Origin of the sequence: Streptomyces sp. NPDC000594 (assembly GCF_040299965.1) — a bacterium.
GTDB lineage: Bacteria > Actinomycetota > Actinomycetes > Streptomycetales > Streptomycetaceae > Streptomyces.
In genome coordinates this window covers 372,987-399,080 of sequence record NZ_JBEPCY010000001.1, presented here as the reverse complement: position 1 = coordinate 399,080, position 26,094 = coordinate 372,987, and the positions used below count along the sequence as shown (strand labels likewise).

16 protein-coding genes and 1 pseudogene are annotated in these 26,094 nt (G+C 68.7%); 8 read left to right on the top strand and 9 right to left on the bottom strand.

The window, feature by feature from the left end; translation table 11 throughout:
- Nucleotides 1-73 precede the first annotated feature (73 nt).
- Nucleotides 74-1,045, top strand: a complete 972-nt coding sequence (locus ABT354_RS01360) for an alpha/beta fold hydrolase (protein ID WP_351487323.1) — start codon at nucleotides 74-76, stop codon at nucleotides 1,043-1,045.
- A 50-nt stretch (nucleotides 1,046-1,095) separates the two neighbouring features.
- Here the strand turns inward: ABT354_RS01360 and rutA are convergent, their stop codons facing one another.
- The 3 genes from rutA to ABT354_RS01345 form a co-directional block, all read right to left on the bottom strand.
- Complete coding sequence (gene rutA, locus ABT354_RS01355) at nucleotides 1,096-2,178, bottom strand: pyrimidine utilization protein A (RefSeq protein WP_351487320.1); 1,083 nt, start codon at nucleotides 2,176-2,178, stop codon at nucleotides 1,096-1,098.
- 80 nt (nucleotides 2,179-2,258) lie between these two features.
- A complete protein-coding gene (locus ABT354_RS01350) occupies nucleotides 2,259-3,845 on the bottom strand; it encodes a sensor histidine kinase (protein WP_502983296.1) in 1,587 nt (528 codons plus the stop codon).
- Nucleotides 3,846-3,855: 10 nt separating this feature from the next.
- The gene (locus ABT354_RS01345) at nucleotides 3,856-4,569 is read right to left on the bottom strand and encodes a response regulator transcription factor (RefSeq protein WP_351487317.1); all 714 of its coding nucleotides are present in this window, start codon (nucleotides 4,567-4,569) and stop codon (nucleotides 3,856-3,858) included.
- Nucleotides 4,570-4,866: 297 nt separating this feature from the next.
- Between ABT354_RS01345 and ABT354_RS01340 the strand changes: the two genes are divergently transcribed.
- A complete protein-coding gene (locus tag ABT354_RS01340) occupies nucleotides 4,867-7,299 on the top strand; it encodes an MMPL family transporter (protein WP_351488021.1) in 2,433 nt (810 codons plus the stop codon).
- 479 nt (nucleotides 7,300-7,778) lie between these two features.
- On the opposite strand, the gene ABT354_RS01335 is transcribed toward ABT354_RS01340, so the two are convergent.
- Entirely contained in the window at nucleotides 7,779-8,042 is a 264-nt protein-coding gene (locus ABT354_RS01335) for a hypothetical protein (RefSeq protein ID WP_351487314.1), read from the bottom strand.
- Nucleotides 8,042-12,748 carry a putative T7SS-secreted protein gene (locus tag ABT354_RS01330; protein WP_351487311.1) on the bottom strand — a complete coding sequence of 1,569 codons (4,707 nt, stop codon included), beginning with the start codon at nucleotides 12,746-12,748 and terminating at the stop codon, nucleotides 8,042-8,044. The genes ABT354_RS01335 and ABT354_RS01330 overlap by 1 nt, the downstream gene beginning before the upstream one ends.
- A gap of 460 nt (nucleotides 12,749-13,208) precedes the next feature.
- Here ABT354_RS01330 and ABT354_RS01325 point away from each other — a divergent pair, with 460 nt between their 5' ends.
- Both ABT354_RS01325 and ABT354_RS01320 read left to right on the top strand, forming a co-directional pair.
- On the top strand, nucleotides 13,209-13,427 hold the full coding sequence (locus tag ABT354_RS01325) for a hypothetical protein (RefSeq protein WP_351487309.1): 219 nt from the start codon (nucleotides 13,209-13,211) through the stop codon (nucleotides 13,425-13,427).
- Nucleotides 13,428-13,880: 453 nt separating this feature from the next.
- The gene (locus ABT354_RS01320) at nucleotides 13,881-14,888 is read left to right on the top strand and encodes a glycoside hydrolase family 18 protein (RefSeq protein WP_351487306.1); all 1,008 of its coding nucleotides are present in this window, start codon (nucleotides 13,881-13,883) and stop codon (nucleotides 14,886-14,888) included.
- Between the two features lie 132 nt (nucleotides 14,889-15,020).
- Here the strand turns inward: ABT354_RS01320 and ABT354_RS38005 are convergent.
- A pseudogene (locus tag ABT354_RS38005) lies at nucleotides 15,021-15,937 on the bottom strand (NAD(P)-dependent oxidoreductase).
- 102 nt (nucleotides 15,938-16,039) lie between these two features.
- Here ABT354_RS38005 and ABT354_RS01305 point away from each other — a divergent pair.
- Complete coding sequence (locus ABT354_RS01305; protein WP_351487300.1) at nucleotides 16,040-16,402, top strand: winged helix-turn-helix transcriptional regulator; 363 nt, start codon at nucleotides 16,040-16,042, stop codon at nucleotides 16,400-16,402.
- A 601-nt stretch (nucleotides 16,403-17,003) separates the two neighbouring features.
- Here the strand turns inward: ABT354_RS01305 and ABT354_RS01300 are convergent.
- The 3 genes from ABT354_RS01300 to ABT354_RS01290 all read right to left on the bottom strand — a co-directional run bounded on the left by ABT354_RS01300 (nucleotide 17,004) and on the right by ABT354_RS01290 (nucleotide 20,718).
- On the bottom strand, nucleotides 17,004-17,171 hold the full coding sequence (locus tag ABT354_RS01300; RefSeq protein WP_351487297.1) for a SapB/AmfS family lanthipeptide: 168 nt from the start codon (nucleotides 17,169-17,171) through the stop codon (nucleotides 17,004-17,006).
- 46 nt (nucleotides 17,172-17,217) lie between these two features.
- The gene (gene lanKC / locus ABT354_RS01295) at nucleotides 17,218-19,833 is read right to left on the bottom strand and encodes a class III lanthionine synthetase LanKC (RefSeq protein ID WP_351487294.1); all 2,616 of its coding nucleotides are present in this window, start codon (nucleotides 19,831-19,833) and stop codon (nucleotides 17,218-17,220) included.
- Between the two features lie 453 nt (nucleotides 19,834-20,286).
- Nucleotides 20,287-20,718, bottom strand: coding sequence for a hypothetical protein (locus ABT354_RS01290; protein ID WP_351487291.1), 432 nt, complete (start codon nucleotides 20,716-20,718; stop codon nucleotides 20,287-20,289).
- Nucleotides 20,719-21,208: 490 nt separating this feature from the next.
- Here ABT354_RS01290 and ABT354_RS01285 point away from each other — a divergent pair, with 490 nt between their 5' ends.
- From ABT354_RS01285 to ABT354_RS01275, 3 genes are all read left to right on the top strand, one after another.
- Nucleotides 21,209-21,835, top strand: a complete 627-nt coding sequence (locus tag ABT354_RS01285; protein ID WP_351487289.1) for an alpha/beta fold hydrolase — start codon at nucleotides 21,209-21,211, stop codon at nucleotides 21,833-21,835.
- Nucleotides 21,836-22,886: 1,051 nt separating this feature from the next.
- Nucleotides 22,887-24,326: a Wadjet anti-phage system protein JetD domain-containing protein gene (locus ABT354_RS01280; protein ID WP_351487287.1), complete on the top strand. Its 1,440-nt coding sequence runs from the start codon at nucleotides 22,887-22,889 to the stop codon at nucleotides 24,324-24,326.
- Nucleotides 24,323-25,603, top strand: a complete 1,281-nt coding sequence (locus ABT354_RS01275; protein WP_351487284.1) for a hypothetical protein — start codon at nucleotides 24,323-24,325, stop codon at nucleotides 25,601-25,603. Before ABT354_RS01280 ends, ABT354_RS01275 begins: the two co-directional genes overlap by 4 nt.
- The last annotated feature ends 491 nt before the right edge of the window (nucleotides 25,604-26,094 follow it).

Here is a 26,094-nt window from a genome sequence, read left to right as displayed (position 1 = left end):
TGAGTTTCGTACAGTCTGCAAGCACTCTACGTACATACAGTCTGTATGCAATTTGACGCGAGAGGCGTTCACCATGCCGCAGATCACGCTCGACCAGGGAACCGTCCACTACCGGGACACCGGCGAGGGCGAACCGGTACTCCTGCTGCACGGTTACCTCATGGGTGGCGGGCTCTGGGAGCCGGTGGCCGAGCGGCTGGCCCCGGACTTCCGCTGCGTCATCCCCGACCTGCCCCTCGGCGCCCATCACACCCCGCTGAACCCCGGCACCGATCTCAGCCTGCCGGGCATCGCCCGGCTGGTCGCCCGTCTCCTGACCGCGCTCGACCTGCGCCGGGTGACCCTTGTCGGCAACGATCTCGGCACCGCCGTCGCCCAGATCGTCGCCGCCCGCCATCCCGAACGGATCGGCCGGCTCGTCCTCACCAGCGGCGAATGCTTCGACAACTGCCCGGCCCCCTGGTTCCGGTCACTCGTCCCCGCCGCCCGGGTGCCCGGGCTGCTCACCCTGGCCTTTCAGGCGCTCCGTCTGCGCGCCGCGCGCCGGCTGCCCTTCGCCTACGGACAGCTCACCACGGGTGCGCTGCCCCACCATCTGATCGACGACTGGATGGGGGCCTTCTTCCGCGACCCCGGCGTCCGGCGCGACTGCGCCGAGTTCACCCGGAACTTCCGCCCGGCCGCGCTGCTCGACGCGACCGAGCGACTCGCCGCATTCGACCGGCCCACCCTGCTGGCCTTCGCCCGCGAGGACCGGATCTTCCCCTTCGCCCACGGTGAGCGGCTCGCGGCCCTGATCCCCGGCGCCCGGCTGGAGCCCGTCCCCGACAGCCGTACCTGGGTCATGCTCGACCAGCCCGCGCTGACCGCCCACCTGATCAGGGAGTTCATCCGTACCACCACGGCAGGCGACACGGCCCCGGCCGACACCGACGCTGACACCGGCACCGGCACCGGCACCCAGGCATCAACCTGTGCCCACCCGCCGATCGGCCGTCCGGTCCATCAGCAGGGCGTCCCCCTGACTCGTCCGAAACTGACGTGAGCCCGTTCCGGAACAGGCCCACGGGCGAGTCCCCGCACGGAGGCCGTCTGTCACGACACCCCGGAAGCCGCCGTACGGGACTTCATGAGCGGCTGGATCCGCGTACCGAAGTTCTCCATGCCTTCGAGGAAATCGTCGAAGACGAGAATGACTCCCTTGACGCCGCGCACCTCGCCGAGCTGGTCGAGCATCCGCGCGACGTTCTCGTACGATCCGACCAGCGTGCCCATGTTGAGGTTCACAGCGCCCTCGGGGAGCGCCACGGTCCGCGCGGTCGACGCGTCGTCGGCGTCCGTGTCCTCGGCGGTCTGAGCCACGAGGTATCCGAGCGCCGCGAGATCCGCGTTGTCGTGATAGTCCTTCCACTTCGCCCGGGCGGCCGCGTCGGTCTCGTCCGCGATCACCATGAACAGCGCGAACGCCCCGACATCGCGGCCGGCCGTGCGCGCCTCTCCGGCGAGCGTGGCCACGGCGTCGGAGAGGGCGAGCGGAGTATTGACCCCGGTGCCCAGGATGAAGTTCCCGTCGGCGTACTCGGCGGCGAACCTCATCCCCGTACCGCTCTGCCCGGCGGCCAGGATGTCGACATGCCCGCCCGCGGGTCGCGGCGACAGGACACAGTCGTCCATACGGTAGAACTCGCCCGTGAAGTCGCTCCGGCCCTCGCCCCACAGCTGCCGCAGCACGGTGACGTACTCGGCCGCCCGCGCATACCGGTTGGCGAAGTGCTCGTCCCCGGGCCACACGCCCATCTGCGCATACTCAGCGGGCGCCCAGCCGGTGACGATATTGACGCCGGCCCGGCCGGGGGCGATCGCGTCGACGGTGACGGCCATCCGCGCGGCAATCGCCGGGGGCAGGGCGAGGATGGGTACGGAGGCGTACAGCCTGATCCGCTCCGTCACGGCGGCCAGGGCAGCCGTGAGGGTGAAGGATTCGAGGCAGTGGTCCCAGAACTCCGTCTCCCCGCCGAAACCCCTGAGCTTGATCATCGACAGCGCGAAGTCCAGTCCGTACTCCTCGGCCCGCCGCACGACGGTCCTGTTCAGCTCGAAGGTCGGCATGTACTGCGGAGAGCTTTTCGAGATGAGCCAGCCGTTGTTGCCTATGGGAAGGAAGACCCCGATCTCCATACCGCTCCTCTGCCACCGTGCCCGTGCGGTCAATCCTGCCCCTGGTGCGCGGCGGTACACCACGGCGATCCCGGAAGGGCTTAGGCGGGCCGCGTGGGGGTTCCGGGCCCGGGCCCGGCATCCGGGGCGGGAGCCGAACCGGCCACCGAGGAGCCGCCCGGACCGTCCCGGCCGCCGGGCCCCGCGGGCAGGGCGACCACGACCGCGAGCCCGCCCCCGGACCGTCGGCGCACCGTGACCCGTCCCCCGTGCGCGTCGACCACCCCCCGGACGATCGCCAGCCCCAGCCCGCTGCCCGCTCCGCCACCCGCCCGGAAGAAACGGTCGAAGACCCGTACGGCGTCCTCCTCGGCGAGCCCCGGACCCCGGTCCGCCACCACCACCGTCACCGTCTCGTCCCTGCGCCGGACCGACAGTTCGACGGGTGCGTCCCGCGGAGTGTGCACCCGTACATTGCCCACCAGGTTCCCCAGCACCTGGCGCAGCCCGCACTCGTCCGCGTGCACCAACAGCACCCCGTCGGCCCGTACCGTCACGGGCCGTTCCGGCTGCTGGGCCCGGAGGTCGGCCGCCGCGTCCCGCACCAGGGCGCACACATCGGTGTTCCGCAGCCGCAGTTCGGCGCGTTGGTCCAGCCGGGCGAGCGTCAGCAACTCGTCCACCAGCCGGTGCATGCGGTCCACCTCGGAGTTGATCCGCGACCAGGCCCGGTCCCGGTCCTCGGGCGCGTTCAGCATCCCCCGGTCGAACAACTGGAGGTAACCGCGGATCGCCGACAGCGGGGTGCGCAGCTCGTGGCTGGCATCCGCGACGAACTGCCGCAACTGTTCGGCGCTGCGCTCCCGGGTGATGTAGGCCGTCTCCACCTGCTGGAGCATCGAGTTCAGCGCGATCCGCAACTGCTCCACCTCGGTGGCCGGATGGCGGCTGGACGGCACCCGCCGGGTCAGGTCCCCGTCGGCGATCGCGGACGCCGTCTCGACCATGTCCTCCAGAGGCCGCAGCCGGTGGTGCGCACCGATCATCGTCAGCACCGCGAGCAGCCCCAACAGGAGCGTGCTCAGCCCGAGGTCGAACTTCACCGCCTTGCGGATGTTGGTGTGGACGAAATCCGTGGACCCGGCCAGCACCACGGTCGTCCCGTCGTCCAGGGTCGCCGCCGTCACACGGAACGGCTCGTCGTCCAAGGTGACGTCCACCGGCCGGTCGGACCGGGCCAGCCGCCCCGCGTCGGCCACGGCCGCCGCGAGATCCCGTTGCCGCCCGGTCGGCTCCAGTCCGGCGACCCGGATCGCCGTGCCGGACGCGTCGACGGCGACGAACCGGAAGTCCGAGTGCGGCAGCAGCCCCCGTTCGCCGCTGCCGGGCGACAAGGCGTCGAGGGCGATGCCCAGGGTGCTCAGCGCCTCGATCTGTCGCAGGGTGAGGTTGGACTCCGTGATCGAGTCGCGCGTCGACGTCAGTTGTTCGTCGATGGTGTCGAGGAAGAAGTGGCGCATCCCCATCAGGCTCACCGTGCACGCCACGACGATGGCGCACATCAGCAGTGCGACGTTGATCAGGGTGAGTTTCGCCCGCAGCGAGCGCGCCCCCCGGTACGGGAAACGGCGCGGGAAGCGGTACGGGAAACGGCGCGGGAAGCGGCGCCGGGACGCACGACAGGTCACCGCCGGGCCCTCAGGTGAGCCCGTAGCCGACGCCGCGCCGGGTCGTGATCAGCGGCGGCCCCAGGGTCCCGAGCTTGCGCCGCAGATAGCTGATGTACGTCTCCACGACGGTCGACTCGGCCGGGTGCTGGTACTGCCAGACGTGGCGCAGCAGTTCCTCCTTCGGCACGATCTGCCCGGCGTTGCGGACCAGGAAGCGCAGCAGGGCGTACTCGGTCGGGGTGAGCTGGGTACTGCGGGCGCCCCGGCGCACCGTGTACGTCGTCTCGTCCAGTTCCAGGTCGCCGTGGCGCAGCGGCGCACGCCGGGGCAGGACGTCCGCGGGGCGGGTGCGGCGCAGCACGGCGGTGATCCGGGCGACGACCTCGTCGATGTGGAACGGTTTGGTGATGTAGTCGTCGCCGAAGCCGAGCGCACCGACGACCTCGGCGGGTGCGTCCCGCGCGGTGACGAAGACGATGCCCGCCTCGGGCAGCGCCGACCGCAGTTCGCGCCCCAGGTCGCGGCCGTCGCCGTCCGGCAGCATCACGTCGAGCAGGACGGCGTCCGGGCGTACGTGGTCGGCCAGGTGGCGTGCCTGGCGGACGGTCGCGGCGGTCGACACGTCGAAGCCGTGGAAGCGCAGGGTGATGGAGAGGACGTCGGCGATGCTCGGCTCGTCCTCCACGACGAGGACCCGCGCCCCTCGAACGTCCCCACGGGGCGGCTGGCTTGAATCGGTCATTCCCTCAGTATCGGTCGGCGCGGCGCCGCGCGGGCGGCTCGAAGCTGGGAGTTCCTTGTGAACCTTGGCAATCGCCTGGGAGTCCTGAGGATCGGCTGGGAGCCCTGTGCGTTGCCTGGGAGCCCTGGGAGTTGGCTGGGGATCACCGCCCGGACCTCCCCGCCGGGGTGCCGCCCGCTCGATGCTGGGCCCCTGACCCGGGGGAACGAACGACTTCCGGGCGACGGTCGGGGCGCCGTACGAGCACCCCGCGACTGCCGCCCGGACAACAGAAGGAGAGCGGACGACGTGACGGCATTGGCGCGCTGGTGCTACCGGCACCGGTTGGTGGTTCTGGTGCTGTGGGTGGGGGTGTTGTTCGGCGTGGGGGCGGTCGGCACCTCCGCGGGGAGCGACTACTCCAACGACTTCGCCCTCCCCGGGACGGACTCCACCCGGGCGAACGAACTGTTGGAGAAGGCCCGTCCGGGCGGCGCGGGGGACGCCGGCACGGTGGTGTGGCGGGTCGCCGACGGCTCGGTGCGCGACGCCGGCATACGGTCCCGGATCGAACCGGCGCTCCGCGAGATCGCCGGTATGAACGGCATCGGGGTGGTCAGCGGACCCTACGCGGACGAACCGGGTGCCGCCGCCCGGATCAGCGAGGACGGCCGCACCGCCTACGCCGAGGTGGCGTTCGCGCAACGGGCGAACGCGGTGCCGACGGAACTGGCCGAGGCCGTCGTCGACACCGCACGGGCAGCCGCGGGCGACGGTCTCCGGGTCGAAGTGGGCGGACAGGCCATCGCCCGCATCCAGCAGGCCACGGGTGGGACCTCCGAACTCGTCGGCATCGCCGCCGCCGCGGTCGTCCTGTTCCTCGCCTTCGGCTCGTTCTTCGCGATGCTGCTGCCGATCGTGGTCGCCGTGTTCGGCGTCGGCATCGGCCTGTTCAGCACGATGCTCCTCAGCCACGGTACGGGGATACCCGACCTCGCCCCGCTGCTGGGCTCCCTCGTCGGACTCGGCGTCGGTATTGACTACGCCCTGTTCATCGTGACCCGGCACCGGCGCGCACTGCTGCACGGCGAGGACCCGGTGACCTCGGTGGGGGTGGCGCTCAACACCGCCGGGCGCGCGGTCGTCTTCGCGGGTGCGACGGTCTGCATCGCGCTCGCGGGCATGCTCGTGATGAATCTGCGCTTCCTGGACGGGGTCGTCATCGCGACGACCCTGACCGTGGTGCTGAGCGTGCTGGCCGCCGTCACCCTGCTTCCCGCGCTGCTCGGGTTCCTCGGGCCCCGGGTGCTCAGCCGCCGTCAGCGCCGCCGCCTCGCCGAGGAGGGACCCGAGCGGGGGGCGACCAGCGGGCTCGCCGTGCGCTGGTCGGGGCAGGTCCAACGGCGGCCGAAGTCCCTGGTGGCGCTCGCCCTGGTGGCGCTGACCGTGCTGGCGCTGCCGGTGCTCTCCCTGCGGCTCGGCGCCACCGACCAGGGCAACCACCCGGAGGGCCAGACCACGCGTCAGGCGTACGACCTGCTGGCGGACGGGTTCGGGCCGGGCTTCAACGGTCCGCTCGTCGTCGTCGCCGAGGGCGCGGGACCGGACGCGGTGCGACGGTTGACGGCGCGGATCGAGGGCGACGAGGGCGTGGCGCGGGTCGCCGCCCTCCCTCCCGCGGGCGGCGTGTCCGTCGTCCAGATCGTGCCCACCACCTCACCGCAATCCGAGGACACGGACCGGCTGATCGACCGGCTGCGGGACGACCACCTGCCGCGGGCCGGGGTGGACGGCCACGTCGGCGGGGTGACGGCCGTGTTCAAGGACTTCGCCGAGCAGACGGGAGAGCGACTGCCGTACTTCGTCGCCGCGATCGTCGGCCTCGGCTTCGTCCTGCTGCTGATCGCCTTCCGGTCCGTGCTCGTCCCGCTCACCGCCGCGGTGATGAACCTGGTCGCGGCGGCGGCCTCCTTCGGGGTGGTGGTCGCCGTCTTCCAGTGGGGCTGGGGCCTGGAACTCATCGGGCTCGACCGCTCGGGACCCATCTCGGCGTTCCTGCCGGTCATCATGCTCTCGCTGCTGTTCGGGCTGTCGATGGACTACCAGGTGTTCCTGGTCAGCCGGATGCACGAGGAGTGGATGCACACCCGGGACAACGCACGGGCGGTACGGGTCGGGCTCGCCGAGACCAGCCGGGTCATCAACTCCGCCGCGCTCATCATGATCTGCGTCTTCCTCGCGTTCGTGCTGAGCGGCGACATGGAGGCGGTGGTGGCGGGCGCCGGGCTCGCGGTGGCCGTGGCCGTCGACGCGTTCATCCTGCGCACAGCCCTGGTACCCGCCTTGATGCACCTGCTGGGCCGCTCCAACTGGTGGCTCCCCGGCTGGCTGGACCGGCGGCTGCCGCACCTGGCGGTGGAAGGCTCCGAGGTACCGCCGGGCGCCGCTCCGAAGCCCGGCGCAGACGGCCCGGCGACCGGCGGCAGCGCGGTGCACGGCTTCATCCGTACGGTGGAGGGCGGCCCGGTGGCCGGCGCGGTGGTGACCCTGCGGTCGGTCGACGGCGGCACGCTCGACCGGGTGCGGTCCCTGGCGGACGGCTCCTACCTGCTCGCCGCGCCGGCGCCCGGTGCGTACCTGCTCGGCGTGGCCGAGAAGGGCGGTGCGGAGCACACCCGGCGGGTGACGACCGTTGACGGTCCGCTCGTCCAGGACGTGGAACTGGCGGAGGACGGCGTGGAGGTGCACTGACCGCACACTGCCGGACGATCGACGGGGCGGCGGGGTTACCCCCGCCGCCCCGTCGACCTCCGCCCGCCCCGCCGGTACGTCCGGTCAGGTGCCCATCGACCACGGGGCCTTGCCGCTGGCGGGCGTGCCGCAACTCCACATCGACCACGGGTCCACCTACCGAAAGCAGCCGACCACAAGGTATGTATTCAACGGCGGTTCCTCACCCCGAAACGACTCCAGCAGCCGCCGTAAAGGACACACCCGAGCCGGGTTGATGGAGCGGCATCTTTCGCCAGTTCCACCAGCGTCTCGATCATTTCTTCCGGAGCAGGGCATTTTCGGGTAGTCGTGTTCTCATTCGAGCCAGCCCACGTTGAGCATGGACTCCCGACCCTCCGAGCACTCGCATGAAATGAGATCCATAAAGTAGGCCATGAGTAGCAATTTCCTTGCACCCTCACGGCGGGCCGGTAAGCATTCTCCAGTGGATATACCTGTCAGGAAACGGTGTCACCCCGAAGTCGACGGGCGATATCGATGTCGACCTGGAGTCCACTCAATCGGGGAGGGTTTCTTGAATCATCCAGAACAACGGCATGCAGTCGATCCCCGACCTGCGGTGGAGGCGTCTCATCGGACCACCAAGAAGGGTGCTTCACCTGATCAATGAACCCTTCCACGCCCTCCACATCGACCATGGAGCCAACGGGGGCGACGGCAGTGACCGTCACATCGAGTTCCTGATTATTTATCAGCTTCATCAAGGTCCTCCAAATATGGATATCCAAGATCTATTCTTGGTCAGCTCATTGAATCGACCAAGCATGTCGACAGGGATGGCGAATTCGATCCTTACGGCTCCGTCGGGTCCGTTTCTGTCATGCACCTTTGCGAAATCGGCGAACTCGCTCAGGAATTGCTCTTCCATGTCGTATCGAACTATCCCTCTGGCAAAGTTAACACCGGTGGGTCCAGCGTACTCTGAAGCCACGCCACGCTCGCCGAAGTAGATATTTCCATCGGAGAGGATTCCCCCTCCGATGTCCACCCCTGGCTGATGGTTAGCGGGATTGGGTCCGTGGTCGAGCTCATATTGGGCATGCGCCCCCTTAGGGGCACGATAAACCGAAAACGCATGCTCGTAGTCCGGCGCGAGGCCGAGGTGGTCGGTCCAGGTGTTGGGGTTGTGGACGTAGGTGAGTGGGTTGGGGGCCGGTGCGAGGCCGAGGGGGTCGGGGGTGGTGTAGCGGGCGGTTTCGGGGTCGTAGTGGCGGAAGTAGTTGTAGTGGAGGCCGGTTTCGGGGTCGTGGTACTGGCCGGGGAAGCGGAGGGGGGTGTGGGCGGTGGCGTCGCGGTTCCAGGTGGTGGTGCCCCAGAGTGTGGTGCGGGTGTGCCAGGCGATGTCACCGTGTTCGTCGATGAGTTCGGTGGGGGTGCCGATGAGGTCGGTGGTGATGGCGAAGAAGCGCTGGTCGATCACCGACTGCGGGGCGTCCGCGGGGTGGATGCGTTCGGTCTGGGCGAGGGGGCGCAGGCCTTGGTGGTCCCAGGTGAGGGTGACGGGGTCGGGCAGGCCCGGGGCGTGGGTGGTCTGCTCGGAGAGGGTGGTGCCGTCCCAGGTGAACCGGGTCTCCTCCACCACGGTGACGCCGTCGTCGGCGAGTCGTTGTTTGGCGGTGCGGCGGCCGAGGGGGTCGTAGGAGTACTGCCAGTGGGTGCCGTCGGGGGTGGTGACGGCGGTGAGGCGGTCCTCGGTGTCCCAGGTGTAGCGCCAGGTGTCGGGTTTGCGGGAGAGGCGGGTCCTCCGGCGCAGGGTGATCCGGCCGAGTGCGTCGTGTTCGTAGCGGACGGAGCCCGCGCGGGTGAGGCTGGTGCCCTGGTAGGTGCGGGGGCCGGTGGCCTCGTGGCCGGGGTGACTCTCGGGCCACTGGGCGGTGGTCTGGTTGCCGGTCTCGTCGTAGGCGTAGGACTCGGTCCAGCCGGTGGCGCTCACGGTGGTGACCCGGCCGGCCGGGTCGAGGCCGAAGCGGGCAGGACCGCGCAGGGCGTCGTCCACACCGGTGACATGGCCGTCGGGCCGGTAGGTGTAGGCGCGGTGGTTGAGGGTGCGGTCCCCCGCGGTCAGCTGCTGGGCCGTGAGACGGCCGGCCCCGTCCCATGAGGAAGCGACCGTGATGGCGTCCCCGAAGACCCGCTCGCGTTCGTTTCCGGCCGCGTCATGGGTGAAGGCGATGGACCGCTCGCCGGTGGTCACCCGGCTGCGCCGGCCCGCTGCGTCGTAGCCGTAGGTGGTCCGGTGGCCGGTGGGGGTGGTGCGGTGGACACGGCGGCCCAGCGCGTCGTAGCCGTATGTCGTTGCCCGGCCGTCGACCATCTCGGTCTTGAGCAGTCCGCGCCGGTCGTACTGCCGGATCAGCTCGCTGCCGGGACCGGCCGCGTGAATCAGCCGTCCGGCCGGGTCGTAGGTGTACGACGTGACTGTGTGGGCGACGGTCCTCCCGGTCACGCGGCCGAGAGTGTCCCGGGTGAAGGCGATTTTCTGGCCCAGGGCGTCGGTACGGGTGGTGATCCGGCCGGACGCGTCCAGCGCGTAGGCGAGGGTGCGGCCGTCGAAGTCGGTCTCGGAGACCAGCCGGCCGGCTGGATCGTAGCCGTAACTCCATATCTTTCCGGCGGGGTTGGTGACACCGGTGAGGCGTAGTTCCGCGTCGTGGGCGAACTCGTACCGGGCCCCGTCGGGCCCGGTCCGCGCGGTGAGCAGGTCGAAGTGGGTGTACTCGAAGTGGGTGACCCCTCCGACGGGGTCGGTATGGCGGGTCGGGTTGCCCTCGCCGTCGTAGATCCATGACTCCATGGCTCCGTCGGGCCCCGTTCGCGTGGCCAGCTGCCCGTCCGTGGTCCACGCCAGCCGGGTCACGGCGCCCAGGGGGTCGGTGACATGGACCGGGCGGCCGAAGGCATCCCGTTCGTACCGGGTGGTGCCGCCGAGAGGGTCGGTGATCTCCAACGGCAGGCCCGATGGGTCGCAGGAGACTGAGGTTGTCGCGCCGAGGGGGTCGGTGACGGAGGCGAGGCGGCCGTGGTCGTCGTAGGTATAGCGGGTGGTGTGGCCGGCCGGATCGGTTACGGAAACGCGGTTCCCGTGCCCGTCGAACTCCTGTGACCAGTGGGCCCCGGAGGGGTCGGTGACCCCGGTGGCCCTGCCGTCCCCGTCCCGTGCGGTGCGGGCCTCGGACCCATCTGCCCGCAGCACTGATAGGACGTGCCCGTCCTCGTCGTAGGCGAACGTCGTGGCCCGGCCGAGCGGGTCGGTACGGGTCAGGAGGTTGCCCCGCTCGTCATAGGTGAACGCGGTGGTGTGCCCGAGGGCGTCGGTGGTGGCCAGGACGCGGCAGTGGCCGTCGATGAGATGGCGGGTGGTGTGGCCTTCGGCGGTGGTGAGGGTGGTGGTGCGGTGACCTGTGGCGGGATCGGCATCACTGTAGGCGAGCGTCAGGGTGTAATGACCGGCCTCGCCGCCCTCGGCGATCACCCGGTGGCGGTCGTCGTAGGTGTAGTCGTAGCGACTGTCGTTGGAGTCGATCCACGCGGTGACCCGGTGATGCTCGTCGTACACGAACGTCAGGGCCGCGCCGGAGGGTTTGGTGACGGTGGTGAGGTCACCTCCGGGACCGTAACCGTAGGTCCGGACCGGGTGGACGGCGTCCGCGCCGACGAGGGCCAGCGCCGTCACCCGGCCATCGGCGGTGGAGAGCCGCAGGTGGTAGCCGCCGGAGTGGACCAGGGCCAGCGGGGTACCGTCGTCGGCGCGGTCGACGGTGATGGTGTTGTCGTTGCGGTCGGATATCTGGACGAGCCACGCCGTACCGTCGTCCCCCGGCTCCGCGCCGTCCGGGGCGGCGAAGTGAGATATCAGACCGGAGTCAGGGTCGGTGAGCGTGTAGTCACCGTTCCCCTCCCGCCCGAGGGCGGCGCGCGAGGTACCCGAATCCGGCAGCGTCACCACCCCCGGCACGGGATGCGGATACGTCAGCAGGCGCCCGTCGTCGGTGACATGGACGACCCCGGCGGGGTCGATCTCCAGGCGTTCGTCCACCGTGGAGGACCACGACGGGCCGAAGAACCGGCCCAGCCGGTAGCCGGACTCGACACGGCGGGTGAAGACGAGCGGCAGCGTGCCAGGCAGGACCACATCGGCCTGCGGGAGAAACATCCGGCCCGTGGCGAGGTCGACGGGATCGGTCCCCGAGGTCGTCTTCTGCCCGTCCCCGCGGTCGCTCGTCCCCGGCGGGGCATCGTCCACCACTTTGCGGGCGTTCGCCAGGTCCGCGGCCTCCTTCGCCACCCGGGCACCCTTCACTCCCGCCCCCGCGCCGCCGGTGGCGACCGTCAGCGCCAGATCCGGGATCAGACGCCCGATGCCCTCGGCGGGGTCCTTCATGAACCCGTCCACCATCTGCTTCCCGGTCGCGACCGGGTTGTTCGCCGCCTGGAGCAGCCCTGCGGCGGTGTTGTTCAGCGCCAGGCCGTACTCGGCGGGGTGGGTGATGTTGTACGGGTCGAGGGGGTTGATGCTGCGGACGAAGGTGAGCAGTCCCGCGGTGCCCTTGATCACGCCGCCGGTGAAGTGGGTGGCGGTGATCTGCATGCCCTCCAGGCCGTCCCCCAGCTGCTCCGAGTAGGAGGGTTTGGGCGGGGCGGTGTCCCGTGCGGCGGCCACTGCCGTGCGGGCGGTGTCGGCTGCGGTGTTGCGCTGTTTGCGGGCCTCCGCGAGGAGTTCCTGTGCCTCTTCCATCCGGGCCCGGCCCGGGTCGGTGAACTCGCCCGGCCTCTGCGGCAGACAGGACGGCTCGCGCTCCGAGGCGGGCAGGGCGTTGTAGGCGTCGGCCGCCTTGTTGTACGCGTCGACCTTGCCCTTGTGCGCGTCGAGCGCGTCCGCCGAGGCCTTCGTTCCCGCCTTCCACAGGTCGATGGCCTTCTGTGCCTGGCCCTGGGCCCATTCCACCGTGTCCGCGAACGCCTCCAGCGCGCCCGCGGCCTTCCCGAAGGCGTCCGCGCCCTTGAACCACTTCGGCGGCTCGATCCGTACCGTGTCCCGGAACGCATCGGCGGCCTGCCCCTTCAGCGCGGAGGAGTCCAGCCCGCCGAGCCCCTTGCCGACACCGTCGAACGCCTTCCGCAGATCCTTCAGATGCGAGGCCGTGGAACGGATCTTCGACGGGGACCCGTGGACCAGCTTGCTCTTGTCCTCGCTCTGCCCGAGGTCGAGTTCGTCGACCTGGGCGCCCATCCGGTTCGCCAGCGAACGGGACTTGTCCCGGACCCAGTCCGAACCCGACTCCCACCCCACATCGTCCAGCCGGTCGGCCGTCCAGTCACCCGCGTCCTCGACCCGGTCACCGGTCCACTCCGCCGCCTTCTCGGCGCCTTCCTCCACCTTGTCCGGAACGAAATCCCGCCAGTCCACCGATCGCCCCCCCACCAACTGCTGATCGTCCGGTCACCCTACGGCGTCACACTGACAACCCACCACGCAGAACCGGCCCCTCGACCAAGTAGAGTCCAGCCAGACCTGACAACGCGGTTGGTCGGCCGGCGAACGTCGGCAGATGTCTCAGCCGGTCCTCACTCGGACCGTGACGCGCCACCGTCACCGGGAGTTGGGCAGCCCTCGCCGTTCCCCATCACCATTCGCAATCCGGTCGTGGCACTACGGGCGCTGGTCAACAGGGGAAGACGCCTGCTCAGAGCCGAGATCGTCCATGCACCTGTGGCCCAACCGTTTGCCCTTGACCGCGGTAGGCCTCCAGCAACCACCGTAAAGGACACGCCATGGCCGCCACACCACAAGCGCCGGTAAGAGCCGAGGAAGGCCTTCTGCGCGACGGGATGCCCCGCCGTATTCTGTTCGGCCAAAATCCGCCGCCGTGAACAGTCAGCCGGACCTGGTGGCGCAGGCACCTCCGTGCGGTGAGGCCAAACGTCTCCATCACATCAGAGATCCTTGCCATGATGGCCGGTGTCACCCGTCACCGCGGGCTCGGTCGAGTTTCGACGCGGTGGTCCGCATCGACACCTCCGGCGAGGCGGACCGCTTCCGCAACGGCGGCATTCTGCAGTACGCGCTGCGCGGGCCGATTGAATGACTGACGCTCAATCGGTTTCCAGGAAACTCAGGCTACTTCGTGTGGTTCGACCTCTTGTGTACACCCCCCGGCGTGGACTAGATCTCTTCTCGCGATTGGTACAGACCATCTGACCCCGCTCAGACAAGGCCACCAATATGTTCAGACGCGCCTCCGCGCTCCTGGCGACGGCTCTGCTCGCCTCGCTCGCCACGGCCCCCGCGACCGCTCATGCCGATGACGACGACAGCCGCCGGCTGCCCGGCCACCGTGTGGCCTACTTCACCGGGTGGAGCGTCTACGGCGGCTTCTCCGCCAAGAAGGTCCAGGACTCGGGCCAGGCGGCGAAGCTGACCGTGATCAACTACGCCTTTCGGCAACATCTCCCCCGAGGGCACCTGCTTCGAGGACAACCTGGCCGACCAGGCCGACGCCTGGGCCGACTACCAGCGCCCCATCGGCGCGGCCGACTCGGTGGACGGCGTCGCCGACACCTGGGACCAGCCGCTGAAAGGCAGCTTCAACCAGCTGCGGAAGCTGAAGGCGAGGAACCCCCACCTGAAGGCCGTCATCTCGATCGGCGGCTGGGGCTGGTCCAAGTACTTCTCGGACGTGGCCGCCACCGATGCCGCGCGCAAGAAGTTCGTGGCCTCCTGCGTCGACCTCTACATCAAGGGCAACCTGCCGCGGCTGGGCTCGCTGGAGGGCGGCCCGGGCAGCGGCGCGGGCGTCTTCGACGGCATCGACCTCGACTGGGAGCACCCGGGCGGCGACGGTCTGCCGGACAACTCGGTGCGCCCCGAGGACGGCCGCAACTTCACCTTGCTGCTGGCCGAGTTCCGGCGGCAGCTGGACGCACTGGGCGACGGCGAACGGGGTCGCCATCTGCTGACGGCGGCCGTCGCCGCCAACACCGACGTCGCGGACCGGCTGGAGCTGCGGAAGGTCGCCCGCCAGGTGGACTACCTCAACCTGATGACCTACACCATGCACGGCTCCTGGGAGCCCCAGGGCCCGACCAACCACCAGGCGAACCTCTACACCGACCCGGCCGACCCCTCCGGCATCGACTACAGCTACAGCGCCGACCGGGTGGTGCGCCACTACCTGGCCGGCGGCCTGCCGGCCCGCAAGGCGGTGCTCGGGGTGCCATCCTGGGGCTACGGCTGGACGGGAGTGCCCGCCGGGGCGAAGAACGGCCTCTACCAGCCCGCCACCGGCATGTCCCCGCGCGGCGGCGGCCAGCTGCCCTACAAGGCCATCAAGGACCTGCCGGGCACCGTGCACACCGACCGCGAGCACGGCGCGGCCTGGAAGTACGACGGCACCGAGTTCTGGACGTACGACACCCCGGCCACCGCCGCCCAGAAGGCCCGCTACACCCAGCGGAACGGTCTCGGTGGCGTGATGGTCTGGTCCCTGGACGGGGATGACGCCCAGGGCTCGCTGATCGCTGCGCTGGACCGCGGTCTGCGGCGCTGACCTGCGGTTGCGACCCGGTGTCGGGCGGGGCGACCCGGCCGCCACCGGGTGCGGCGGCCGAATGCGCAGACTCCTCACGGTTACGGCGCTGGACGGCGCGCGGCTCCATCTGCGCGCCCCAGGCCGGACCGATCACCGAACCGTTCCGGGGATGGCCAGCAGTTCGACCAGCCCCGCCACGCCCTCGTTCCCGTGGCCCTGCTCCACGCGTCGCTTCATGAGGGCGAAGTAGGGCGTGAGCAGTTCAGGACTGATGCCCTGCTCGTGCGCCGTGTCGACGAAGGTCTTGACCCCCGCCGACTGCATGGACAGGGAAGCGACGGTGTCGGTGGGGAAGTTGCCGCTCGCCACCTGGTCGGAGATCTGCTCCATGGTGGAGGCCATCGACATCAGCCAATCCACCAGGCGCGGGGTGAAGTCCTGGAAGGCGATCCCTGTCTCCCCTCGCACCAAGGCGAGAGCGTGGGTGACGCCCGCGAGGGTGCCGTACATACCGCTCAGCAGAGCGACGTCCTGGAGAGCCGCGTGTCCGGCGTCCGTGCCGACGAACTCCATGGTGAGGGGGATGTCCAGGGTCGCCCGGTGTGTTTCGAAGAGTGCGCGTGAGCCGCTCGCGAGGACATAGCCGCCGGCCTCCGGGATTCCGACCATCGGCGGTACCGCCATGATTCGCCGCTGAGGAAGCGCGCTCCGCGTGCCTCGGCCCAGTTGCCGCGCGCACGTGCTTCGGCCGGGGTACCGGTGGTCAGGTCGACCACGTCCCTGCCGGTCAGATCGGTGTCTTCCAGGGTCTGGCCGACCGATTCGTCGTCCAGCAGACAGGTGATCACCAGAGTGCTCGCCGCCACGGCTTCCGCAGGGCTCCGTACGGCCTCGGCGCCCTCGGCCACCAGGGCCTCCGCCTTGCTCGCGGTGCGGTTCCAGACGGTCACGGAGCAGCCGGCGGCGAGCCAGGCGCGGGCGAAGGCGGTACCCATACCGCCCAGACCCAGGAGGGAGAGGGAAGGGGCGGGGGCAGCGGAAAAGGGGTGGGAGTTGGTGTGAGGCATGATGATCAGGCTGGTCGCGGGGACGGCGGACGACAAGTACGTACTTCGAAGTGGGCACGTTCCCCCAGGTATGTGACCAGCTCGGAGAGGGGGCGGACCAGGATGGCGACCACCAGCAGGCCGGGAGGGCCCGACGCGTACCACTGCGGGATCGATGCCGCCATGGACGTGATCGGGGGGAAATGGAAGGTTCTGATCCTGTGGGCACTGGAGGAGAGCCCCCGCAGGTTCGGTGAGCTGCGCCGCATGCTCCCCGGAGTCACCGAGAAGGTCCTCACGGCGCAGCTCCGCGAACTGGAGGCGGACGGTGTCGTCACACGCAGGGCGTTCGACGAGATCCCGCCCCGCGTGGAGTACGCGCTGACCGGCCCCGGCGCGGACCTCGGAGCGGCGCTGCTGCCGCTGGGGCAGTGGGGGCGGGTCCATGTTCTCGGAAAGCCGCCGCGATACGAGGACGCACCCTGAGCAGCGGGCATTGAGTCTGCGGGCGTGCCTCCGATGGTGCTCACCTCGCAGGCGGGATGGTTCGCCGGAGCACACCAGAACCGCCGTGGAGCACACACAAGCAGGGTCCGGTGACATTCCGGTACTCCGCCGCCGAATGCCGGCGATGATGCATGTCACGCAGCGATGCGGTGCGACCGTCATGGACGCCTCGGTCGATCCATCGCACCCCTGCCGCACCACTCTCACCATCAGGTGCGGCTTTGACGGCGGTTCCTCACCTCGAAACGTCTCCAGCAGCCGCCGTAAAGGACACACCGTAGCGACCGGACGACTTGACCGCGTTCTTCGCCTCGGCTCGCCGATCTCCGTCAAGGTGCCCTCCCATGCAGTCGCGCCTTCGCCTGCACTGCGGGCGCCGCTGCGACAGGACAGGGCCCGACGCGGTGCTCACCGCCACGCTCCAGGAGGTGGCCAGCGGCGGTGAGCACGATGCGGGAGCAGCGCGAAACGGTGAGCGAGGATGCCTCCGCGCCCCGCCCGCCGGTGTCACCGGCGCCTACGGGACGGCCGCCGTACTCCTCCCGGCTGGTCCGGCGGCGGGGCGAACCCGGGGGCGGGGTCAGTGAAGTCGGTCGTCGAAGGACGCCACCACGCCGGGACACAACATCACGCTGACGGCGCTGTTGCCCTCGCACAACTTGATGCTCATCGCACTGCCAAGGGGCTCCTCCGCCGTGTTCTCTCCTGCGGGCGCTTCGAGGACCTGTAGGTCCAGTATGTGTGTCATTACCTGCTCCTGTTCTCTCCGGAGGTTTCGGAGGTGTCGGGGTGTGTCATGGCCTGTGCCCGGTCATCGCCGGGTCGGGGCGCAGAAAGGGCAGTGGCATGGGGGTTTCGTCCGGAGTGAGAGCGGCGTGGAGTGTCAGCAGCACCCCGGCCGAGCCGGTCGCAAGATCCATGGACAGCCGTCTGAGCTGGTCGCCCGGGAAGGCGACCTGGCCGTGGAACGGGACGATGTGCCAGCTCAGTCGGCGGAGATGGCGTTCGATCCAGCGGTCGGTGTGCACGGCCGCGTCCGGGTCGTCCTCCCGGAGGGCGAGTAGCGTGGCGACCAGCCCGGCCCGGCCGTTGAAGAGGCCGGAGCCCACGACCATCTCGGTGGCGGCGGCTCGGCGGACGCCGGGCAGCACGGCGGCGAACTCCTCATTCGGCCGGTGCCGCAGCAGCTCTTGGACGACCAGTCCTATGCCGGCGCTTCCGCCGGCCAGATAGGGCAGGGTGCGCCAGCCGTCGTCCGTTTGGACCGTGCCGTCGTCCCGGGTGACACAGTTGTCCAGATCCAGCCGCAGGTATGACTCGGCGAGGTCGAGGAAATCGCGTTCCCTGGTTGCTTCGAACAGCCGTAGGAAGAACAGGGCTGGACCGGAGGGGCCGTGCATCAGCCCGGCGGATGGCCGGCTTCCGGCCGGTGCCTGTGCGCCCCGGCGGTGCGGTCCGGTTCCGGTTGCGGGCGGCATCCGGTCGGCCATCGACAGGGCTGCGTCGGTCCAGCCGTGGTCTCCGGTACGGGCGGCGAAGTACAACAGATTGAGGCCGATCCCGGCGAGGCCGCCGAACAGATCGATACCCAGCCTGGGGGCGGGTGACCGGACGGCCCGGTCCAGGATTTCGAGTGCCGCCTCCCGTCGGCCCAGGTGCTCCAGGGCATAGGCGATGCCGTGCAGCCCGTCGTAGAAGCCGGTTCGGTTCTCGTGCCGGTTCGAGTGGACGGCGTCGAGCAGCCACACCTCGTGTCGCCTCTGGTGTCCGGCACCGGACAGGGCCAGGGCGTACAACACCCCGGCTGCGCCATGGGCGAGGCCGATGCCGCCGGTGGTGAACTGCTCGATGCCGCCCGGGAAGAGCCGGTCGGTGCGTTCCGGGGTCGCGGCGGTGGTGATGGCGGCCCGTATCGAATCGCGCAGGGCGGCCCAGTCGGGTCGGCCCGCACCGAGCGAGGCGGTGAGCGCGGCTGCCGGTCCGGCTCTGTGCGGGGGGCGGGGGCGCCGGTCGCGCAGTTCGTCCACGACCGGGCGGAGGCGTTGACCGGGGATGCCGAAACGGGCCCCGGCCGCCTCGGCGAGTTGTTGTGCCTTGTCCGGGTCGAGTGGCAGCAGGGTGGTCAGTGGCAGAAAGAGGGCCAGGTGCAGTGAGGCCAGGGCGTAGCGGTCGGCATCCGTGCCCGTGCGTCCGTCCGGCGGGTGGTAGCCGGGGGCGCCGAGCGCGGGTGGTCTGTTGTCGGCGGGTGTGGAGGCGAGTTCGAGGTCGATGAAGCGCACGTCGCCGTCGGCCTGCACGATGACGTTGTGGGGGTGGAGATCGCCGAAGACCACACCGTTGTGGTGCAGGGCTTCCAGCGCCTGTTCCACCGCGTCGAGCGTCGTCAGCGCCCAGCGCGTGTAGTCCGCGATCTTCTGCTGGGAGGGTTCGGCGTGGAGCAGGGGTGAACGTCGGACCAAGTGGCGGCCCAGGGTGGCACCTTCGATGTACTCCTCCACCAGGAAGTGGTGTTCCCAGACGATGAGATAGTCGTGGACACGGGGTACGTATCCGGTTGACGCGGCCAGTTCGAGGAAGTGCCGCTCGTGTCGCAGCCGCTGTACGGCGTCGCGTCCCAGCGCGTCCAGCCCCGCGTACGGACGGGCCTCTTTGAGAACCACCCGCCGACCGGTGGTCTGTTCCTTGGCCAGATAGACCCCGCCACCGTTGGAGTAGTGCAGGGGACGCTCGATCTGGTACGGGAAGGTGTGCGGCGTGCTCGGAGTGCGCCGCTGCGCGACGCAGGAGCGAAGGACTTCGGGTACCTCCGCCCATGAGGGAGGGGCGAACCCGGGTGTCCGCAGATCGGGTACGAGCCGGCCGGCGGGGTCGGCGATCGCCGGGACGAGGGTGCCGTCCGGCAGCGCGCAGTGCCGCTCGACGAATCCGCCGTACCGCACATGGAGCGGCCCTTCGCCCCAGCGTGCGTCACTGAGGATGTACGGCCCTTTCCGGCCCTCCAGCATGGCGCCCAGTTCCCGGAGGATACGGCCCAGTTCCGTGTCGTCGGCCGGATAGATCGTGATGAATTTTCCGCTGCCGCTCCGGCCCGCGTATTTGGAGTTCTGCAGCAGCAGGGTCAGCGGATCGGTGAGGTATTTGAAGGCTATGCCCCGCGGAACGCAATATTCTGTCACGGCCGACAGAACCCCCGCCGCATGGTCCGGCGTCGCCGACGCATGGATTTTCCACCCCTGGAGCGGGGTTCTGGCTCGGTGTGGCACCAGAACGGTCCAGACGTCCTTGGTGAAGCGTCGCCAGCCCTCGGGGAGGGGACGGGAGTCGAAGGGGGTGGTCGCGCCCCGGTTCCGGGAGGGGGTGTCGTAGAAGACCGGGTCGACCAGACAGAACCTCTCGTACAGCATATCCATGATCGGTACACGCCCCTCGTCATGACCGGCACCACGGAAAGGTCGCGGCAAGCCCTGCTGCCCCGTCGGACGACATGTCGATCCAAGATTCGATCCGACTACCGTCGGCGGCAATACACACAGCGTCTTAACTTCTCTACGCAGATATGGCTACCGTGCGGACGGCGGGTGGTTTCGGCTCCGGCCGGGGAGGAGGCGTCAGCGGGCGGGCTTCGACCTCCGCGACGCGTTCGGGCGTGCCGTCACCCGAGTCGTGGACGGTCTCCGTGCTCATGCCTCTGCCGTACCTGTTCCACAGCTCCCGGCATGTGCTCACCCCCGGAGGGTCTCCAGCAGCCGCCGCAAAGCACACACCATAGCTTGACCGATCGGCAGCTTTCGAAGATCGGGGTTGTCCTGCACACTCCGCCAGGGCAGCTGCCCTGGCGGACACACATGACTGACAGTGGAACATCACCCGGGACGCCTAGGTTCTGTCCGGACCCCGCTGAGGATGTCGGCAGCGCGCCGAATCCTCTCCGCATCCTCGGGCGGAACACCTTCCAAGCGGATCGCAATCAGCAGGTCGTACGCATGCACTTGCCGGATGTACTGAATCTGCAACTCGCCCAGGGCTTGGTCCAAACCCTTCCGCCCCTTCTCTTCAGCGGCCAACTCCTCGAGGGCGAGGAGCGCCGTGTCGGCCGGGTCGTTGTCCGAACCAGCGACAGAGTCGTTCACCCCCAAGATTCGCTGGCAGAGAGAGGTCACTTCGGATCGCATCATTCGCGGTTCCTCAGGTCCACAGCGGCATGTCGAGAGTCCACGCACAGGGCGCTCGTCGACCTCGACTTCAAACTCTGGTCCATGGTGCTTCTCCTCCTCTCCAGCCTCGACATCGATCACGGCGGTTGGGCCGCCTCTCTCGCTCGGGCGAGAAGTCAGCGTGGCTGGTTCCTGGTTCGGCAGAGGGGTGTCGGTTGTCGCGGGGAATGCCCTGAGTAGCATCCGTCCCAGCAAGCGGAGGAAATGGACCCCGCCCGAGCGGGGATCGTCCTCGACCCAGGTGCGCAGGCTGTACTGAGCCGTCATCCGTCCCCGCACAGGCGGGGTTCCTTCTCCACGAGAGGTCATCGGCCTCATGTCTGCTTCCAGCGAGGGGTCGGCCTCACCCAGGAGATCTGAGCGAGAGGGCTCCGTAGAGCCTGCCCAACTCGGTCGCGAGAGGTCATGCGTTTCTCGCGACCGAGTTGGGCAGGCTCTACCTCCTCGCCCAACTCGGTAGGCTCGCCAAACCCTGCTTCCCGTTCTGCTCAGGCTGCAGGGTCGTGGCCCGCCAAAAACATGCCGGGGCCCACGGTGATCAGCTCGGTGGCTTTGGACGGCAAGAGAGGGGATGAATCGAACTACGGGAAGTGAGCACGAGGTGGACTCGCCGACCATGGACGGATATGTGCGGCGCAGCTTCGGGGTGGACGGGCGTGTGCTCTCCTACCTCGACTTCGGCGGGCCGGGCCCGGCTCTGATCGCTCTGCACGGGCACTTCAGCGAGGGAGCGGACTTCGCTCCGCTGGCCGAGCGGCTGGGTTGTCCATGGCGTGTGATGGCGCTCGACAAGCGGGGGCACGGCGAGTCCGATCGGGCGACCGACTACGAGCGCGGCGGCTACGTCGACGATGTCACGGCCCTTCTGGACCATCTCGGGCTGGCGGAGGCTGCGATACTCGGTCATTTCCTGGGCGGCGTGAGCGCCTACCAGTTCGCCGGCCGGAATCCCAACCGTGTCACCGCGATCGTCGTCGAGGACATCGGAGCGGTCTGCGACATCGACCTGACCTTCGCACGGAATCTGCCCGACCTGGTCGCGACCCGGGACGGGCTCGTCGAGGCCCTGGGCACGGCCGCGCCGTATCTGGAGCGGACGTTCAGAAGGCGTGCAGAAGGCTGGGCTTCTCCTTCGACGCGGGCGACACGGTCCGGTCCCAGCAGGCACTCTCCGGTAACCACTGGCAGGACTGGCTGAGCATGCGATGCCCGACCCTACTGATTCGCGGCACACTCAGCAACGAACTGTCCCGCCCTCACGCCCGCGACATGGCGGCGAAGCGATCGATCAACCTGATCGAACTATCGGCCGGGCACATCGTTCACCACGACCAGCCCGACGCCTTCACCGCATGCGTCCGCCAGTTCCTGGCCATATGCACAGCATCAGTAACCCGTAACTCAACGGCCCTGCGGCCCGGATCCCGCTCCAGCATGCGTGCACGGACCGACTGAGATCCACACTCGTACCCGGCTGGGCGCATCACGGCAGCCCGTAGCAAATCACGACCATCTGACTTGCTTTCAACCGGTGCTTGCACCCACGGGAGTTCCCCCTGCGGACGGGCCTCCTTGCGGTCTCTCAGTCTCACGCTCGATCGTGCTCTGAGCCTGTGGCCCCTCCATGTGTACTCAACCCTGGTACGCCTCCGGCAACCGCCGTAAATGACACACCATAGCCGCCGCACCACAAGCATCAGCAAGATACTGATGCCCTTGGGCGCTACTGCTGCCGTACGCGCTGAGCACGAGCAACCGGCGCGAGTTCGGCGCCCACCACACGTTTGGCTAATCCGACACGCCCTCCACGTCCTAATCAGTGAAGGCAAGTCGATCACTTTGAAACAAATGGGTGGCCCTGTGGAATCCAGCAAGGGGGAGCCTGTCGGATCAGGTCGCCGATCTTCTTCCCAGCCGAGTGACAGCGTCGGTTGTCTCACTCAGCCTGATCGTCAGCCCCGAGGCCTGGATCATTGTCGGAGGTGGCCATCGCCAGACCCGTGCCCTGTGCCGTACCACGGTCACCGTGCACAGCACGGCTGCTAGGGACCTGCGGCTAATGTCCGCGACGACGATCCTCCCCGTACGCAGGCCGAGGAGCTGCCAAGTTGTTTCCGGGTGGCGGACGTAAAGAACGATTCCCATGAAACATGCGACAGGCATTCCCTAAGATCTACACCTTAACGCTACGGGCTGCGAGGCAATGCGAGCCAGTCCGAGGGCCGTTCTCGGATACTGAGGAGGGATGCATGGGAGAGCGAACGACCGGAAACCTTCTGTTCGGAGAGGCGTACGGTCGGTTGACGGTTGGCGTCGACGGCATGCCAGCCGGGTTGCGCGCGGTCACGGTTCCGGTCCGCAGAACAGGCGAGGACCGGCTGCCGCGAGATCGGCGCAGGCGCTTGCGTGTGCGCGAGGTCGACTTGGTATCAGCGGAGCCCGTCGGTCTCTTCGAACCACCTCCCGTCCTGACAGACAAGGACTTGCTGTGGGTGCTCCGAGCGGAGCGACGGTCATGGAATGTCGTGGTGCGGCGGTTCGGTGCCGCGGCCGACCAGGTGGCGACAGAGCTCGTACGCAGCGGAGGCGTGGTGCTGCGCCGCGAGGTCAACGAACTACTCGCCCTCGGTAAGTCCCTTCACTGGCGGTTGACGGAGTCGTGGGCACAGCAGGCACCCGAGCGCATTGTTGACCTCCTTGGAGCACGCGAGCCTCAGCGCGCCCGCGCTGAGCTACTCGCCCGCATGCAGTCGGTGGCGGAGCTGTCAGTGGAGCGCGGACTGCTGGAACAGGTGCCGGCCGATGCCGGGCTGGTGGTTCCCGAGGCGAGCCGAAGCGGAACCCGCGCTTGGACGGCATACGAGGCGGCGGTCCGAGCTGCCGCCGACTGGTGGGAACTGCGCGCGCAAGGCGAGAAGGAGGTGACGCTCAAGCAACTCGCGGCATCTGCGCTCGGAGGCTCCAAGCGGTGGACACCTCAGCAGCAGGCTGCCTTCGCGAACCTGCTGGGGGTGGAGTTCGAGGACGCGGTGCACGAGGAGGAAACCGACCTGCGGGTCAAGGGCCCGCTGTCATGGTGCATTGGCGAGGTCGCAGCCGACGCCTCCATCGTTCAACCCTGGGTCGGGCTGCCCGCTCGAAGTCTGCATCTGCTTGGTCAGGCCGCATGCTGGGCAGAGGGCATCCTCGTGATTGAGAACTCCGACACCTTCGGTGCCGTGTGCAGACGTCTGCCTGAACTGACCTCGCGCTGGTTGTGCGTGTGGGGCCGCGGCTACGTGTCCGATCAACTCGTCGCGCTGCTGGACTGGCTGGCACCGCGTCCCGTAGCCGCCTGGTGCGACCTCGATGCCGATGGCATCGCCATCGTCGATGGCCTGACACGCAAGCTGGGCCGCCCGGTACAAGCGGTGGGAATGGGTGTGGCCGAGTGGCACAGAGGTCCGTATCGCAAACGTGTGAAGGACCCCGAGCAGGAGAAGGCCCGGGACAGGGAGCTTGCAGCCGATCTCGCCGGCCGAGTCGCCGACGACCTCCGGGACCTTGCCCTAGCAGTTGCGGGGACTGGGGAGTCGTTCGAGCAGGAGAACCAGTACACCTCGGTTCTCCCCCACCTTCCCAAGCTGTTGGCACCGCTGCTGCCCTCGATACCTGCCCGCCCGACCGACGTGGAGAGGACAACGACATGAGCGGCACCCAGTTGTCCTGGGACGACGCCGAAGACGAGGTGGCGCTGCTGGCACCGACCGAGCGGATGACCAACTGGCGTGCGTTCTTGGCACCTTTGGCAGCGAACCGGGAGGTCGTGGTCAAAGACCCGGAAATGGTTAAGCTGGCAGCCGATGTTGTGGCCGTGTTCGCAGAGCACGCCGCGCTGAGCGGGCTTACCCGCGCCCAGCTGCGCGAGCTTCTGGGCCCGTCCGGGCGGGGCTGGCCGGAGGCTGTAGTCGAGTCGCGTCTCGGTCTGCTGATTGATATGAGCTTCCTGGAACCTTACGTGCTCAAGGCACACCAGGACAGGTACGTCATGCGTCCGGCCGGACTGGCCGGAGCGATCGCTGCCGAGCGGCTGTCGCTCCATGGCGGCGTGGACGAGCTCATCGGGCTATTGGACCGAACTCGCGACCTGCTGCGGCGTGAAGATCCTGATCCGGACGAGGCGCTCAAGGCACTGCGCACCTGTCGGCACGGCCTGATGGTGTTCGCACTCGACCTGCAGCGGCAGGTGGCCACCGCTACCCCTGCGGAACTGGTCCTCACCCAACGCCGTCACGATCACACAGACTTCGACGGCCAGGTGATCCAGCTCAACGAACTGGTCACACGGGCGTTCTCCGGGCGCATGGTTCTGGAGGACGCTGCCGCCGCGCTGCTCGAAGCGGCGCAGATCTACCGCCAGGAACTGCTCGCCGCAGTCCGCAAAGTACTCGAGCAGGGCGGCAGCAGTCTGAACCTGGATGTCCTCAGCAGCGGCGAGTACCTCCATCTGGCACGGACCGCTGGCCTCAACCGGCTCGGACATTTCGGTGAGCTGTTGATCGCGGATGCGCCGCTGCCATGGTGGGACGGTCAAGCCGTGGTGGACACTGCGGCCTCCTATACACCCGCACGCGCTGAGAAGGGCCGTCCCGTGCCGCCGACCCCCCGCCCTGGCACTCCCTCGGATCCCTTTTCCGCCTTGGAAGACGCCGACGTGGTCGAGAGGAAGCGCCGCAGAATCCTGATGGATGACCTCATCGACGACTCCGAAGGGGCGGACGTCACAGCCACACTCGAAGAGCGTGGCTGGCCTGGGGCGGCACGTCTCTTGGTGGACATCCTGGACTGCCATGCCGACCCAGCCCTCCCCTACTGGGTGGACATCGCCGTCCCCGTGCGCGTGGACTCCACCGCGTCGGTCACCTACCTCCACCAAGTGACTGTCCGCCAAGATCTGCCCACCGGAGAGGGCGAAAATGCCGGATGAGCCCTCGTACAAGGCAGGGCTCCTACTCGCTGCCATCCGCGCCGCCGGCCGGGTCGTCGCTCCAGGCGACGCCTCCATCACGGCACAGTCCGCGCAGGCAGCGGCCCTGGCGGGACGCGCACTGTTGGAATTGCGCGCAGCCGGGGAGACACGATCCACCCTGCAGTTGGGCTGGCCGGTGGGCAACGCCCCCAATGAGGAGCATTTGGGTAAACAAGCCCCTTCCCCACTACCGCGGTTGGTGACACTGGTGTTCGCGATGTGCGTGAAGGCGGCATGGCCGGACCCGACTGTTCCCCTCTATCCCGGACTGCCCTTCAGCGCGGAAAGGATCACCACGGCGTGTCGGCAGCTAGGAGCCCATGCCGAGCGGGTGTCCGCCGCACTCGAGCGCATCCTTCCCGCACATGACCTGATCACCTCACATGGCCCGTTGCTATATCTTGGACCGGCCGTAGCCTGCCTTCCCAGTACGGTGGTCGCGGCCTTGC